General features: G+C 68.0%; 9 protein-coding genes. 3 read left to right on the forward strand and 6 right to left on the reverse strand.

Features of this window, described 5'->3' with window-relative positions; genetic code table 11:
• Nucleotides 1-320: 320 nt before the first annotated feature.
• Together A5697_RS12100 and gltB are read right to left on the reverse strand one after the other, a co-directional pair.
• Nucleotides 321-1787: a glutamate synthase subunit beta gene (locus tag A5697_RS12100; RefSeq protein ID WP_068010586.1), complete on the reverse strand. Its 1467-nt coding sequence runs from the start codon at nucleotides 1785-1787 to the stop codon at nucleotides 321-323.
• A complete protein-coding gene (gltB, locus tag A5697_RS12105; RefSeq protein ID WP_068010588.1) occupies nucleotides 1780-6375 on the reverse strand; it encodes a glutamate synthase large subunit in 4596 nt (1531 codons plus the stop codon). The genes A5697_RS12100 and gltB overlap by 8 nt, the downstream gene beginning before the upstream one ends.
• Before the next feature lie 634 nt (nucleotides 6376-7009).
• Here gltB and A5697_RS12110 point away from each other — a divergent pair.
• Nucleotides 7010-8221 carry a MinD/ParA family protein gene (locus A5697_RS12110; RefSeq protein ID WP_068010591.1) on the forward strand — a complete coding sequence of 404 codons (1212 nt, stop codon included), beginning with the start codon at nucleotides 7010-7012 and terminating at the stop codon, nucleotides 8219-8221.
• On the opposite strand, the gene sigI is transcribed toward A5697_RS12110, so the two are convergent.
• Nucleotides 8218-9096 carry an RNA polymerase sigma factor SigI gene (gene sigI, locus A5697_RS12115; RefSeq protein WP_067944396.1) on the reverse strand — a complete coding sequence of 293 codons (879 nt, stop codon included), beginning with the start codon at nucleotides 9094-9096 and terminating at the stop codon, nucleotides 8218-8220. The genes A5697_RS12110 and sigI overlap by 4 nt on opposite strands.
• A gap of 112 nt (nucleotides 9097-9208) precedes the next feature.
• On the opposite strand from sigI, the gene A5697_RS12120 reads away from it, so the two are divergent.
• Both A5697_RS12120 and A5697_RS12125 read left to right on the forward strand, forming a co-directional pair.
• On the forward strand, nucleotides 9209-10051 hold the full coding sequence (locus A5697_RS12120; protein ID WP_068010593.1) for an NAD(P)H-binding protein: 843 nt from the start codon (nucleotides 9209-9211) through the stop codon (nucleotides 10049-10051).
• A gap of 14 nt (nucleotides 10052-10065) precedes the next feature.
• Nucleotides 10066-10506: a nitroreductase family deazaflavin-dependent oxidoreductase gene (locus tag A5697_RS12125; RefSeq protein WP_068010595.1), complete on the forward strand. Its 441-nt coding sequence runs from the start codon at nucleotides 10066-10068 to the stop codon at nucleotides 10504-10506.
• Nucleotides 10507-10533: 27 nt separating this feature from the next.
• Here A5697_RS12125 and eccA read toward each other — a convergent pair whose 3' ends face one another.
• From eccA to A5697_RS12140, 3 genes are all read right to left on the reverse strand, one after another.
• Nucleotides 10534-12372, reverse strand: coding sequence for a type VII secretion AAA-ATPase EccA (eccA, locus tag A5697_RS12130; protein ID WP_068010596.1), 1839 nt, complete (start codon nucleotides 12370-12372; stop codon nucleotides 10534-10536).
• A 28-nt stretch (nucleotides 12373-12400) separates the two neighbouring features.
• Nucleotides 12401-13960 (reverse strand): type VII secretion protein EccE, encoded by a 1560-nt coding sequence (gene eccE, locus A5697_RS12135; RefSeq protein WP_068010599.1) that lies wholly within the window; start codon nucleotides 13958-13960, stop codon nucleotides 12401-12403.
• Nucleotides 13957-14768, reverse strand: an 812-nt coding sequence (locus tag A5697_RS12140) for a S8 family serine peptidase (protein ID WP_082953354.1), incomplete at its 5' end; no start/stop codon positions are given. The genes A5697_RS12140 and eccE, both read right to left, overlap by 4 nt.

Raw genomic sequence — 14768 nt, forward strand, 5'->3', positions numbered from 1 at the left:
GCGCCAGACGGCGCGCGGCAGGGCCGTTATGCCCCGAAGATCAGCAAATCGTCAGCGGTTACCAGGCGCTCGTGTTTAGCGGGGAACTCGCGGCTTTTGACGGGGTGACGAAACCAGGACCAGGCGATTCGCCCCATCCTTGATCGGGGTACGGGATTGATGTGCACAGTGATCACTCCTGCGATCGTTCCGTTCAGCCGGGGCCCCAATCCGATGCCCGTGTGACCGAGCCCACAACAGGCTATTAGACACCACGGTCTGGCAAACGGGAGGCGACTCGCCGACAGTTGGTGCTTCTGTTTCTGGTGTGACTCCTGTGACTACTGGAGCGGGACGGCGGTCGGCTTGACCGGCGCCGGCAGCGCGGTCGCACCCATCAGGTAGCGGTCGACGGCCGCGGCGGCGGCCCGGCCTTCGGCAATCGCCCAGACGATCAGCGACTGGCCGCGGCCCATGTCCCCGGCGACGAACACACCGGGGACCGACGTGTCGAAGTCGGCACCGCGCGCGACGTTGCCGCGGTCGGTGAGCTTGACTTCGAGGTCGGTGAGCAGGCCCTCCTTTTCCGGCCCGACGAATCCCATGGCCAGCAGCACCAGGTCGACGTCGAGCTCGAAGTCGGAGCCGTCCACCTTGACGAACTTGCCGTCCTGCATGGTGACCTCATGCGCTTTCAGCGCCGTCACCCGGCCGTCTTCGCCGATGAACTTCTCGGTGTTCACCGAGAACACCCGCTCACCGCCCTCTTCGTGCGCCGATGACACCCGGTACATGAGCGGGTAGGTCGGCCAAGGAGTCGATTCGGCGCGTGTGTCCGGTGGTCGCGGCATGATCTCGAACTGGTGCACGACGGTCGCGCCCTGCCGGTGCGCGGTACCCAGGCAGTCCGCCCCGGTGTCACCGCCGCCGATGATGACGACCTTCTTGCCCTTCGCGGTGATGGGGGGTTCCCCGTCGGGCCCTAGGACGTCGTCGCCCTCCTGCACCCGGTTGCCCCACGGCAGGTACTCCATCGCCTGGTGGATCCCGTCCAGGTCCCGACCGGGAATGGGCAGGTCCCGCCCCGCGGTGGCGCCGCCGGCCAGAACCACCGCGTCGAAGTCGGCGCGCAGCTGTTCGGCGGTGATGTCGACCCCGACGTTGACGCCCGCGCGGAATTCGGTTCCTTCGGAACGCATTTGGTCCAGGCGCCGGTCGAGAACGCGCTTCTCCATCTTGAATTCCGGAATGCCGTAGCGCAGCAGCCCGCCGATCCGATCCGCCCGCTCGAAAACGGTGACCGTGTGGCCGGCCCGGGTCAGCTGCTGAGCCGCCGCCAAACCGGCCGGGCCCGAACCCACCACGGCGACCTTTTTCCCGGTCAGCTTGTCCGGGGGCAGCGGCACCACGAAGCCTTCCTCGAAGGCGTGGTCGATGATCTCGAGCTCGATCTGCTTGATGGTCACCGGATCCTGGTTGATGCCAAGCACACACGCCGGTTCACACGGCGCCGGACACAGCCGCCCGGTGAAGTCCGGGAAGTTGTTGGTGGCGTGCAGCCGCTCGATCGCGTCGCGCCAGCGGCCCCTGCGCACCAGGTCGTTCCATTCCGGGATCAGGTTGCCCAACGGACACCCGTTGTGGCAGAAAGGGATACCGCAATCCATGCAACGGGTCGCCTGCTCACGCAGGGTGCCTTCGTCGAAGTCCTCGTAGACCTCGTGCCAGTCCTTCAACCGCAGTGGGACAGGCCGGCGCTTCGGCAGTTCGCGGTGCGTGTACTTCAGGAAGCCGCTCGGATCAGCCATGTGCGGCCGCCATGATCGCCTTGTCCACATCGACGCCGTCGCGCTCGGCTTCGGCGATCGCTTGCAGCACCTTCTTGTAGTCGCGTGGCATCACCTTGACGAAGTGGCGTTGTTGCCCGCGCCAGTCCGCCAGGATCCGCTGGCCGACCGCGGAATCGGTCGCGTCCACGTGGGCCTGGATGATGCCGTGCAGGAATTCGGCATCGTCTTCGTCCAACGTCTCCACGTCGACCATCTCGATGTTGAGATTGTCCGGAAGTTCCTCGTCCGGGTCGTACACGTAAGCCACACCGCCTGACATTCCCGCCGCGAAGTTGCGGCCAGTCCGGCCAAGGATCACAACCCGGCCACCCGTCATGTATTCGCATCCGTGGTCACCCACGCCCTCGACGACGGCGTGGGCGCCGGAGTTGCGGACCGCGAACCGCTCGCCGACCACCCCGCGCAGGAAGGCCTCGCCGCTGGTCGCGCCGAACAGGATCACGTTGCCGCCGATGATGTTGTCCTCGGCCACGTAGTCCTGCGGGGCGTTGTCCGATGGGCGCACCACGATCCGGCCGCCGGACAATCCCTTGCCGACGTAGTCGTTGGCGTCGCCGTAGACCCGCAAGGTTATTCCCTTGGGCACGAAGGCACCGAAGCTGTTGCCCGCGGATCCGTCGAACGTGATGTCGATAGTGCCATCCGGAAGCCCTTGGCCGCCATACGCTTTCGTCACCTCGTGGCCGAGCATGGTGCCCACGGTGCGGTTGACGTTGCTGATAGTGGTGGAGAAGCGCACCGGCTTGCCGGAATCGAGCGCCTCCCGGCTCATCACGATCAACTGCTGATCGAGCGCCTTGTCCAGGCCGTGGTCCTGCCGGGAACTGCAGTACAGGTCCTGGTTCATGAACGCCGACTCCGGCTCGTGCAGCACCGGCGCGAGGTCGAGCTTGTGCGCCTTCCAGTGCGCGCGGGCCAGCGTGGTGTCCAGCGCGCCGACCTGGCCGACGGCCTCATTGAGGGTGCGGAAACCCAACTGCGCCATGTATTCCCGGACCTCTTCGGCAATGAACATGAAGAAGTTCTCGATGAACTCGGGCTTACCGGTGAACCGCTCCCGCAGCACCGGGTTCTGGGTGGCCACGCCGACCGGGCAGGTGTCCAGGTGGCACACCCGCATCATGATGCAGCCGGCCACCACCAGCGGCGCGGTGGCGAAGCCGAATTCCTCGGCGCCGAGCAGCGCGGCGATCATCACGTCGCGGCCCGTCTTGAGCTGCCCGTCCACCTGCACGACGATCCGGTCACGTAACCCGTTGAGCAACAGGGTCTGCTGCGTCTCGGCCAGGCCCAGTTCCCACGGCGCCCCGGCGTGCTTCATCGACGTCAGCGGGGTGGCGCCGGTGCCACCGTCGTGGCCGGAGATCAACACCACGTCGGCGTGCGCCTTGGAAACGCCGGCCGCAACCGTGCCCACCCCGTTCTCGGAGACCAGCTTGACGTGCACCCGCGCGGACGGGTTGGCGTTTTTCAGGTCGTGGATCAGCTGCGCGAGATCCTCGATGGAGTAGATGTCGTGGTGCGGCGGCGGGGAGATGAGCCCGACGCCCGGTGTGGAGTGGCGCACCTCGGCGACCCACGGGTACACCTTGTGTCCCGGAAGCTGGCCCCCCTCACCGGGTTTCGCGCCCTGCGCCATCTTGATCTGGATGTCGGTGCAGTTCGTCAGGTAGTGCGACGTGACGCCGAAACGCGCCGAAGCGACCTGTTTGATGGCGCTGCGGCGCCAATCCCCATTGGGGTCGCGGTCGAAGCGCTTGACGTTCTCGCCGCCTTCCCCGCTGTTGGAGCGCCCGCCCAGGCGGTTCATCGCGATGGCGAGCGTCTCGTGCGCCTCGGCCGAGATCGAGCCGTAGCTCATCGCCCCGGTGGAGAATCGCTTGACGATCTCGCTGGCGGGTTCGACCTCTTCCAGCGGAACCGGGGGACGCACACCGCCGCGGAACTTCAGCAGGCCGCGCAGCGACGCCATCCGCTCGCTCTGGTCGTCGACCAGGCGGGTGTAGTCCTTGAAGATCTTGTACTGCCCGGTGCGAGTCGAGTGCTGCAGCTTGAATACGGTCTCCGGGTTGAACAGGTGGTACTCACCTTCCCGGCGCCACTGGTACTCGCCGCCCACCTCGAGTTCGCGGTGCGCGCGCTCGTCGCGGCGGTCCAGGTAGGCCAGCCGGTGGCGAGCCGCGACGTCGGCGGCGATGTCCTCCAGCGTGATCCCGCCGATCGGGCAGCTCAACCCGGTGAAGTACTCGTCGAGCACGTCCTCTGAGACGCCGACCGCCTGGAACAGCTGCGCGCCGGTGTAGGAGGCCAGCGTCGAAATGCCCATCTTGGACATCACTTTGAGCACGCCCTTGCCGGCAGCCTTGACGTAGTTGTTCAGCGCCTTCTCGCGCTCTTGCCGATCCGAGAAGCCGTCGATCGCACCGCGGTCGAGCATGTCCTCGATCGACTCGAACACCAGATAGGGGTTGATCGCCGCCGCCCCACACCCGATCAGCATCGCCATGTGGTGCACCTCGCGGGCGTCACCGGTCTCCACGACCAGACCCACGTGGGTGCGCGTCCGGTCGCGCACCAGATGATGGTGCACTCCGGAAACGGCGAGCAGCGACGGGATGGGCGCCATCTGCTCGTCGGACTCGCGGTCCGACAAGATGATGACCCGCGCACCGTCCTCGATCGCGGCAGACGCCTGTGCGCGTACGTCATCGAGCGCCGCCGCCAATCCGGCGCCCCCCTCGGCGACCGGGTACAGGCAACGAATCACCTTGGACCGCATGCCATGCGGGCGCCCGTTGACCTCGTCGTCGGGATTGAGGTTGACGAGCTTGGCCAGCTCGTGGTTGCGCAGAATCGGCTGCTGCAATGCGATCTGGTGGCAGGACTGCTCGGTCGGCGTGAGCAGGTCGCGCTCGCCGCCGGTGGTGCCCTGCAAGCTGGTGACCACCTCTTCGCGGATCGCGTCCAGCGGCGGGTTGGTCACCTGCGCGAACAGCTGCTGGAAGTAGTCGTAGAGCATCCGGGGCCGCTGCGAGAGCACCGCGACCGGGGTGTCGGTGCCCATCGAGCCGATCGGCTCGGCGCCCGTGCGCACCATAGGCGACACCAACAGGTTGAGCTCTTCATAGGTGTAGCCGAATGTCAGCTGCCGCTTGACGAGTCGATCATGGGGCATCCGCACGTAGTCGCCCTGCGGCAGCTTGTCGAGGGGAACCAGGTTGCGGTCCAGCCATTCCTGGTACGGGTGCTCGGCGGCGAGTTCGGCCTTGATCTCCTCGTCGGAGACGATGCGCCCTTGTGTGGTGTCCACCAAGAACATCCGGCCCGGCTGCAACCGCATCCGGCGGACCACCTTGGCGGGGTCCAGGTCCAGGACACCGGCCTCGGAAGCCATCACCACCAAGCCGTCTTCGGTGACCCAGATCCGGGAGGGGCGCAAGCCGTTTCGGTCCAGTACGGCGCCCACGATGGTGCCGTCGGTGAACGTGATCGACGCGGGGCCGTCCCAGGGCTCCATCAAGGACGCGTGGAATTCGTAGAACGCCCGCCGCGCCGGGTCCATGGACTCGTTGCGTTCCCACGCTTCGGGAATCATCATCAGCACCGCGTGGGCCAGGCTGCGGCCACCCAGGTGCAGCAGTTCGAGCGCCTCGTCGAAACGCGCGGTGTCCGAGGCGCCCGGGGTACAGATCGGGAACAGCTTCTCCACATCGGCTTCCGTGCCGAAGACATCGGTCTTGATCAACGCCTCGCGGGCACGCATCCAGTTCTCATTGCCGGTGACGGTGTTGATCTCGCCGTTGTGGGCCACCCGACGGAACGGATGGGCCAGCGGCCACGACGGGAAGGTGTTGGTGGAGAAGCGCGAATGCACGATGCCCAGCGCGCTGGTCATCCGATCGTCTTGCAGGTCAAGGTAGAACGCCTTGAGCTGCGGCGTGGTCAGCATGCCCTTGTAGACCATCGTCTGACCGGAAAGGCTTGGGAAATAGACGGTTTCGCGGCCGGGCCCGTCCTGCCCGGGACCCTTGGTGCCGAGTTCGTGCTCGGCGCGCTTGCGGACCAGATAGCAGCGGCGCTCCAGCGTCATGTCCGACGCACCGGCCATGAACACCTGCCGGAATGTGGGCATCGCGTCGCGGGACAGCGCGCCCAGTGACGAGTCGTCGATGGGCACGTTCCGCCAGCCGAGCACCGTCAGGCCCTCGGCTTCGGCGATCTTCTCCACCGCGTCGCAGGCGGCCGCGGCGTCCTTGGACGACTGCGGCAGGAAAGCGATACCGGTGGCATAACTGCCCGCCGGGGGCAACTCGAAATCCACGACCTCGCGCAGGAAGGCGTGCGGGACCTGGATCAGGATGCCGGCACCATCACCGCTGCGCGGCTCGGCGCCCTGCGCACCGCGGTGTTCGAGGTTGAGCAGCGCGGTGATGGCCTTGTCGACAATGTCGCGGGTACGACGGCCGTGCATATCGACGACCATGGCTACCCCGCACGAGTCGTGCTCGAACGCGGGGTTGTATAACCCGACGCGCTTGGGCGTCATATGCACCTGACCCTTCACCTGAACGTTGAGCTGCCGTTAACAGCTGCTCCGACGGAGTCGCACCCGGAGGTTGCGGGCTTAAGACCCCTCGGTCTTGTCTCGATAGGCTGTCCCCCAGGTGGAGATGATCCTGTTAGGGATGCGTCCGTGCAGCGCTGAACGGTGGCCTGGAAACCGGTCTCGACAAGTCGTAAAACGATATGACAATACCCGCCTGACATGCCAACTTCGTCAAGTCTAACCGCCAGCTGGCAGCACCGTAAATTTCTCGGCGGCCGTAGGGCGACACCCCGGCGGACGTGCACTTTTGGCGCTGGAGTTTTCGTCACGGCCGCGCCACATCCGGCGGTCCGATGTGCCGGATCCACCGCGGATCAATGTTTGCTGACGCCGCCCGCGTGCTTGCCCACAGCCTCGGAATCGGCGCGCATGATCGTGCTCAGCGGGCGGCACATGCCGTCGCGGGCGCGCGAAACCGAGCGCTGCTAAGTTTGCACGGTAGCGATGGGCGGCACGGAGGAGATACTGGACGGGCACTGGTCCGCATCCGGCGCCGACGGTTTGCCGTGGCGCTTATCACTAGCCCAGGACGCACCCACCAGCGCCGACCGATCGCCTGGCATCCGAGGAGCCCATGAACGAGCCCGACGAATTCCTGCGGGACCGTCTGCAGCCGCCGCCCGCTACGCCGGCGACGCGCCCGCCCGGGCCCGAGCCCAGGAGTGTGCCGCCGCCGCCTCCGGTCGGCCAGCTCCTCGCACCGCGGCCACCATCGGCGCCTCCAGCGCGGCCACCGGCGCCTCCGCAGCGTCCGCCCGCGCCACCTCCACAGCCCGCCGCCCCGCCTGTTTTCCCGCGACCGCCCGCGATGTCGGCTCCCCAGGAGGCCCCCGCACCCGCCACTGCGGCGCCGCCGACCGCGGCCGCTCCGGCGCGGTCCACCACGGCCGTCGACGCAACACCCGACCGCGGTTGGCGACGCGTGGTCCGGCTGATCACTTTCGGCCTCGTCAGGCTCGGTCCGTCACCCGCGCAGCTACAGGACGCCCAATTCGAGGCGGCGATCCGGGCCCGCTTGGTCGGCAACTACAAGGTCGGCGTCCTGGGCAAGGGCGGGGTCGGAAAAACGTCGGTGGCCGCCAGTGTCGGTTCGCTGTTCGCCGAACTCCGGCGGCAGGATCACGTTGTCGCGATCGACGCCGACACCGCCTTCGGCCGACTCAGCAGCCGAATCGACCCGGGGTCGTCCGGATCGTTCTGGGAACTCACGGCCGACAAGAACCTGCAGTCTTTCACCGATGTCGTCGCCCGGGTGGGGCGCAACTCCGCCGGCCTGCACGTGCTCGGCGGTGAACCGGCGTCCGGCCCGCGCCGGGTGCTCGATCCCGCGATCTACCGGGAGGCCGCGTTACGCCTCGACCGCCATTTCGCGATCTCGGTGATCGACTGTGGTTCAACGATGGACGCGCCGGTCACCCAGGAGGTGCTGCGCGATCTGGACGCGCTGATCGTGGTCTCCTCGCCGTGGGCGGACGGGGCGAACGCTGCCGCCAGGACCCTGGAGTGGCTGGCCGATCAGGGCTTCGACACACTGCTGCAGAAGAGCGTCGTCGTGCTCAACGATTCGGACGGCCACGCCGACAAACGCACCCGGGCGTTGCTGGCCCGCGAATTCATCGACCACGGCCGGCCGGTGATCGAGGTGCCCTTCGACCCCCACCTGCGGCCCGGCGGTGTGATCGATGTGAGCCGCGAAATGGCGTCGGCGACGCGGCGGAAATTCCTGGAGGTCACGGCGACGATCGCGGGCTATTTCGCGGCGCGGCACGACGACCGGCCGGGCTAACCCCGTTCGGCCGCCGGTCCCATCCGCGCGGCCGGGTCGGCGATGGCCTCGATCTTGGCCACGCGGGACCCGCTGATCGTCAGCACGATGACGGCGAAGAGCCGGCGATCGGTGAACGCCAACAGCACCGGTTGCCCGACGGGGCCGCTGACCAACGTCACGTCCGGCCATAGGTAGCGCAGCAGGTTGGTGGCCACCGCATCCGGCCCGTGGTTGATCTGCGGCGGTGGCGGCGGATCGGCGAGGATCGTGCCCACGCCCCACACCGTCGGGTCCAGCACGGCGGCCAACGCGGCGACGTCGCCGTTGGCGCATGCGGTGATGAACTTCTCGGTGACGAGCTGGTGTTCGGCCGAGGCCACCTCATTGGTCTTGGGTTGCGCGGCAACGAATTTCGCCCGCGCCCTGCGCGCCAGCTGGCGGCAGGTGCCCACCGGGCGGCCCACGGTTTCGGAGATCGATTCGAACGGGACGCCGAACACGTCGTGCAGCACGAAGGCGACCCGTTCCCCGGGACTGAGCCTGCGCAGCACTTCCAGCAAGGCGGCGCGGATCTCGTCGTCGAGGGTGACCCGGTCGGCCGGGTCGGCGCGGTGCGGCGTCGGCCGCTCCTGGACCTCGCCCGGTCGTTCGTAGCGGGCGCGCGCCGAGCGCACCTGGTCGAGGCAGAGCCGGCTCGCCACCACCGTCAGCCAGCCTCGGACGTCCTCGATCTCGTCGACGTCCGCCCGAGAGAGCCGCAGAAACGCCTCCTGCGCAACGTCTTCCGCCTCGCCGACGTCGCCGAGCATTTGGTAGGCGAGGTTGACCAGATACGGGCGGTGACGACGCCAGGCCTCGGCGACCTGGTCGCCCGCTGACTGCGACTGGTTCATGACTCTTCGACGATCCGCTGCGGTGAAAAGTTACAGGTTTCCCGGTGTAACTTTCGCACCCTTCGCCCCGTCCTTGGAACACCGCAAAAAATTACGAGAAAGGGGCCTTCCCATGACCATTGTGGTAACCGGGGCGACCGGCAACGTCGGACGCCCTCTCGTCGCCGCCCTCGCCGCCGCGGCCGCGACGGCGCGCGCGGTGACCCGCACGCCGGAGACGGCCGGGTTTCCGCCCGGCGTCGAACCGGTCGGGTCGGCGGCCGGGGCGCTGCCCGGCGCGTCGGCGGTGTTCCTCAATTCCCGGGCGCTGGGAGAGGACCTGCAGAAGGTGGTGACCGAGTGCGTGCGCGCCGGGGTGAAGAAGCTGGTGGCGCTCTCGGCGATCAACGCCGACGACGACTTCGCCCGGCAGCCGTCCCGCTTCCGCGGGGACCGCAACAAGGAGGTCGAGCAGCTCGCCGTCGACTCCGGCCTGACCTGGGTGAGCCTGCGGCCGACCGTGTTCGCGACGAACTTCGCCGGCATGTGGTCCCCGCAAATCCGTTCGGGCGATGTGGTTTTCGGGCCGTACGCCGCGGCCTCGACGGCACCGATCGTCGAGACCGACATCGCGGCGGTGGCGGCGCGGGCGTTGCTCACCGATGAGCTTGTCGGGCAGCGGATCCCGCTGACCGGTCCGCGAGCCTTCACCAACTCAGAGCTGGTCGAGGTCATCGGCGCAGTCCTGGGTCGGCCGCTGCAGTACCGCGAGATACCGAATGCCGCGGTGCGCGAACGCTTCCTCGCGTTGGGCTTCACCCCCGAGTTCGCGGACGCCTACATCGCCATGCTGGCCGCGACGCTCGATGCACCCGCGCTCGTCACCCACGACGTGGAGAGGATCCTCGGCCGGCCGGCGTCGCCCTTCAGCCAATGGGTCGCCGGGCACCGCGACGTCTTCGCCCGGGCGAGTTAGCAAAGGAACCGCGAATGTCCGAACCGCGTCCGCCGCGCTTCCTCAAGCCGATGAACAGGGTGATGATGGCGGTCCAACGCCTCGGGATTCCCACCGGACCCGCCATGGTGCTGACGGTCCCCGGCCGCAAGTCGGGTCGGCCTCGCAGCACTCCGATGACGCCATTCGAGTTTCAGGGTGGCCTTTACGTCGTGGCGGGCTATCCGGGTGCCGACTGGGCGGCCAACGCCCGGGCGGCCGGCACCGGCACGCTCAGCCGGGGACGACGGTCCCGGCAGGTCCGGATCGTCGAACTCTCCGTCGGGGAGGCGCGGCCTGTGCTCCGGGCGTTTCCGGCCCGGGTGCCCGTCGGCGTGGCGTTCGCAAAACGATCGGGGGTGGTGCGTGATGGGACGGCCGACGAATTCGAAGCGTTGGCGGGGCGGCTGGCCGTCTTCCGCTTCGAGCCGGCCTGACACCCGACGAGGCTTGGCGGCCGGGGCTTACCAGACGATGGCCGCCATGTCGCGATTGTCCGAGCACACGCTGCGCACCGCGGCCTCGATGTCGGGGGCGGTGATGATCTGCAGATCCTCGACCGTCACCGTTTGGCCAGCGCGCTTTTGCGCGACCACGCGGGTGTCCCGAAATCCCTCGGCACGTTCGATGACGTTGCGGGCGAACCGGCCGTTCTGCATGGCGTCGATGCCGTGCCGACCGCCCGGCGTCGTGTAATTGCGGATGGTCGTCGCCGCGTCCAGGAGTGCCTCCCGCGCGGCGTCGTCGAGCTTGCTGGCGCGCGGCGCCGCGTAACGGTGACCGATCTCGACGATCTCGGCCGGCGAATACGACTCGAAGCGCAGCTTGCGGTTGAACCGGCCGGCCAAACCCGGATTCACGGTGAGGAATTCGTCCACCTGATCCTCATAACCGGCACCGATGAAACAGAAGTCGAAGCGGTGTGTTTCCAGCGCCACCAGGAGCTGGTTGACGGCCTCCATGCCGATCATGTCGGGTGTGCCGTCCTGATGCCGCTCGATCAGGGTATAGAACTCGTCCATGAAAATGATTTGGCCGAGCGACTTTTCGATCAACGCGTTGGTCTTGGGCCCCGACTCCCCGATGTAGTGGCCGCAGAAGTCCGACCGCCGGACCTCCCGGATTTCGGGGTTGCGGACGATGCCCATGCCGGCGTAGATCTTGCCGAGCGCTTCGGCGGTGGTCGTCTTGCCGGTACCGGGCGGACCAACCAGCAGCATGTGGTTGGTCTGTCCCTCCACCGGCAGGCCATGCTCGAGGCGCATCATCCGCACTTCGAGCTGATCTTCGAGCGCCGACACGGCCTGCTTGACCGCGGCCAGCCCGACCTGCTTGGCCAGCAATGCCCGGCCCTCGGCGAGCAATTCGGCGCGCCGTTCCGAGGTGGCGTCGTCGTCCAGCTCGTCACGGCTCTTGGCGGTCGACACATCCCACCGATCGGTCCGGCTGGCGATGGTTTCCTCGTCGGTCACGACCAGGTGCAGGTTCGGGTCGGCCAAAGCCGCCTTCGCGGCCTCGGTCAGAACGCCGTTGATGGTGGCCTTCGACAGCCAGACCTGGGCCTTGTCTTCCTCGCGCAGCTGGCGATGCACCATCCCGCGCACATACGCCAAATCGGCGACCAGCAGCGGGATATCGGCCGGCCCGATCGATGCGGTCAGCACGTCGGCGTCGAAGCGGCCCGACGCATTGGTCTGCCCGATCACGTCGACGCGGTCGAGCCAGTCAAGCGCGACCCGGCCCTGCCCGAGATGTGCCGCGGCGTGGGCCGCCAGCGCGCAGATCGACGCCGTCACGGCCGACATGATGATCGCCTGCGGCGGAAGTTCCTCGGCGGCGGCCAACAACACGTCCGGCCAGCGCTGCGTCGTGTACATCAAGAACGCGCGGGCCAGCTGGTGCCACTGATAGTTGGTCCACGAATCGAGCAGGTCGCGATTGGACAGCAGCCTGTCGGCCTCGGCGTATTCGCCGGCGATGGTCAGCGCCGACGACAGCGCCAACCCCACTTGGGATGCGTCGGTCACCGTGATTCCGATGTAGGGCCCCAGCTGGATCTCCGCGGCGAGCGTCCGTCCGATGCGGGTCGTTTCGCGGTGCAGCCATTCGCTGGTGGCGTAGAGCCGCTTCAGCGAGGCGAGGTCGTTGTCACCGCAGGCGATGCGGCCCAGCCACGCGTCGGCCATCGACGAATCGGCGTCGGTGGCCGCGACGAACTCCGGCAGCGCCGCCGCCCGGCCCTGCCTGCTCATCACCGCCATGGCCCGATCGAAATGCCTACGGGCAGTTTGTAAATCACCCATTGCGTGTGCCCTTTGGATCCTTGACGTTCTACGTGACCGACATGGTGACCGGGTCGAGACTCACGTAGCGGTGCTCGGCGCGGAACATGTCCATCTCGACCAGCCAATCCTTCCCCGCCGCGCTGACCCGCACCATCGCCGGGCCGACCTGTTCGATGATCACCTCGAAGTTGTGCCGGTGTCCCTCGGGCAGCCGCGTGCCCGACGGGGCGATGGTGATCACGGTCGCGGGTCGCGGGGTGGGTGAGATCGGGGCAACGTGCTCCACGACGCTGACGGTGGTGCGCGGCGCGGGCCGCGCCGTGCTGACGACGCCGATCTCCGGCATCCGCACGCTGGCCCAGCGCGTCATGTCGCGGGTATGCACGCACACCCGCTCGCCCGCACCCGCGGTGCGGATCACGATCCGCTTGGCGACCGGATCGTCGGCGGCCACGAAAACCCTTGACAGCTCGCCGGCATCGGTGACGGGGATTAGCAGGCGGTCCCCGTTGCTCAGTTTCCCGATCAGCACGCCCGAAGGGCCGATCTCGGTGAGCAGTTGCTCGGGCAGCGGGCTGGGCCGCAACGCCCGCAGAAAGGGGCGCGGGCCGCACATGTTGGCCGCGGCGGCCGCGGCCTGTTCCCCGTTTAGCCGGCGCAGGATCACACTCGGCGGGGTGGGAGCCGGCGTGGGCGTGCGCACGGTGATGGTCGCGGTGCAGGTCGCATCGGGATACACGGTCACGTTCTGGATGACCTCGTCGGCGCGCAGCGTCCACGCCTGCGAAAGCACGCGCGAGGCGATCGCGTCGGGCGGATACGCGTAGGTCGTCATCCAGCCGGCCTCACCGCGGATGGCCTTCCATCTCTGCGTCTCCCCCTCGATGGCGTCGCACCCCAGCCGCCGATCGAGCTCGGCCAGATCGGTGGCGTTGGCCACCTTCGCCCGCAGCCCCTGGCAGCGCAGCAGGCCCGCGATGCGCTGCGCCGCCGAAATGGCCGCGGCGCCAACCGTGGTGCGCCAGCGGAGCGCTTGGGTGTTGTCGATAATGGACAGCCGCATGATCAGCCAGGTCTCGCGCCGGCCCGCATACGGCGGCGTGCCGATCTCCGAGTCATACACCCGCGGGTAATCGCCGATGTTGCCGTGCCGGGAACCGAGTGAGACGACGCTGATCGAGTCGAGCCGCAGCCCCAGCGCCTGGTGCATCATCGGCACCAATTCGACGACATCGATGACGTTGTCGGTTTCGACGGTCACCGAACCCGTCACCAAGGTCGCTTGGTGTGCCCGGCCGAGCAGCTGCACGGCCACCACCGCAACACCGTCTTGCACCCGGACCCCGCCGCCGGATCGGTTGTTGGCCACGGTGATTGGGGCGTCCCAGCGGATCGGGCGCCGCCCCCGCCGCCACAACACCAGCCATGACCACGCCGGCTGACCCCACCAGCGGACGAACACCGTCGCGACGCCGACCGCCGCGGCGATCGCCGCACCGATGTAGCCGGCCACCGCCCAACTCGCGGCCGCGAGCAAGAACACCACCCACACCCCGAGGACCCGCCGATTGCTGCCCCGGCTGAAGCCGGTCAGCGTGGAGCTCACCGCGCCCTCCTCAGCCGCGCCGCGATCGCGGCCACGAGCACACCGGCGGCCACCGCGCCGATGAACCCGATGGCGATGTTGCGCGCCCGGTGGTCCGCCGGCGGAGGCGGCGGGGCCGGCCTGATCACCCGGCTCTGCGCACCCGGGGGCATCCGGTCACCAGGCGGAATGTTGAACGTCAGTGCCGCAACGGGATCGACCAACCCGTACCCGACCTTGTTGTCCACTCCCGAAGGCGGATTGTGCGCTGACTGCACGATCCTGTTGATCACCTGATGAGCGCTCAGGTCCGGGTACTTCGCCCGGACCAGCGCCGCGACGCCGCTGACGTAGGCGGCCGAGAAGCTGGTGCCCCAGAACGGCATGTTCTTCTCACCCGGCCTCGACGGAGGGTACGCGTTGACCGGCCCGCCACCCTGGGGCGAGAGACCCATGATGTGGGTGCCCGGCGCCGCCACACTCACCCACGGGCCCGACATGCTCTTGTCGAGCGCGGCGCCGGTGGCATCGACCGCACCGACCGACAGGACGTAGTCGGAGAACCACGAGGGTGACGAAACCACCTTCACCTGATGCCAGTCCCGCGGATCCGACGGGTCGAGCGGGTCGTACATCGGGTTGTTGTTGCAGCCCGCCTCCCCGTCGTTTCCGGCGGCGGCCACCACCACCGCGTCCTTCACGGTGGCGGCGTACCACAGCGCGGCGCCCAACGCCCGCTGGTCGGCGGGGGCCACCGCCGGCAGGCAGGCGGTGACGGAAATATTGATCACCTTGGCACCCATGTTGGCCGCGTGGACCACCGCGCGCG

The sequence above is a fragment of the Mycobacterium sp. E3251 genome (assembly GCF_001666835.1).
Taxonomy (GTDB): Bacteria; Actinomycetota; Actinomycetes; order Mycobacteriales; family Mycobacteriaceae; genus Mycobacterium.

Excerpts from the sequence above, each read along its gene's own strand:
- A5697_RS12100 (WP_068010586.1), bottom strand. The coding sequence starts at position 1,787 with ATGGCTGATCCGAGCGGCTTCCTGAAGTACACGCACCGCGAACTGCCG.
- gltB (WP_068010588.1), bottom strand. The coding sequence starts at position 6,375 with ATGACGCCCAAGCGCGTCGGGTTATACAACCCCGCGTTCGAGCACGAC.
- A5697_RS12110 (WP_068010591.1), top strand. The coding sequence starts at position 7,010 with ATGAACGAGCCCGACGAATTCCTGCGGGACCGTCTGCAGCCGCCGCCC.
- sigI (WP_067944396.1), bottom strand. The coding sequence starts at position 9,096 with ATGAACCAGTCGCAGTCAGCGGGCGACCAGGTCGCCGAGGCCTGGCGT.
- A5697_RS12120 (WP_068010593.1), top strand. The coding sequence starts at position 9,209 with ATGACCATTGTGGTAACCGGGGCGACCGGCAACGTCGGACGCCCTCTC.
- A5697_RS12125 (WP_068010595.1), top strand. The coding sequence starts at position 10,066 with ATGTCCGAACCGCGTCCGCCGCGCTTCCTCAAGCCGATGAACAGGGTG.
- eccA (WP_068010596.1), bottom strand. The coding sequence starts at position 12,372 with ATGGGTGATTTACAAACTGCCCGTAGGCATTTCGATCGGGCCATGGCG.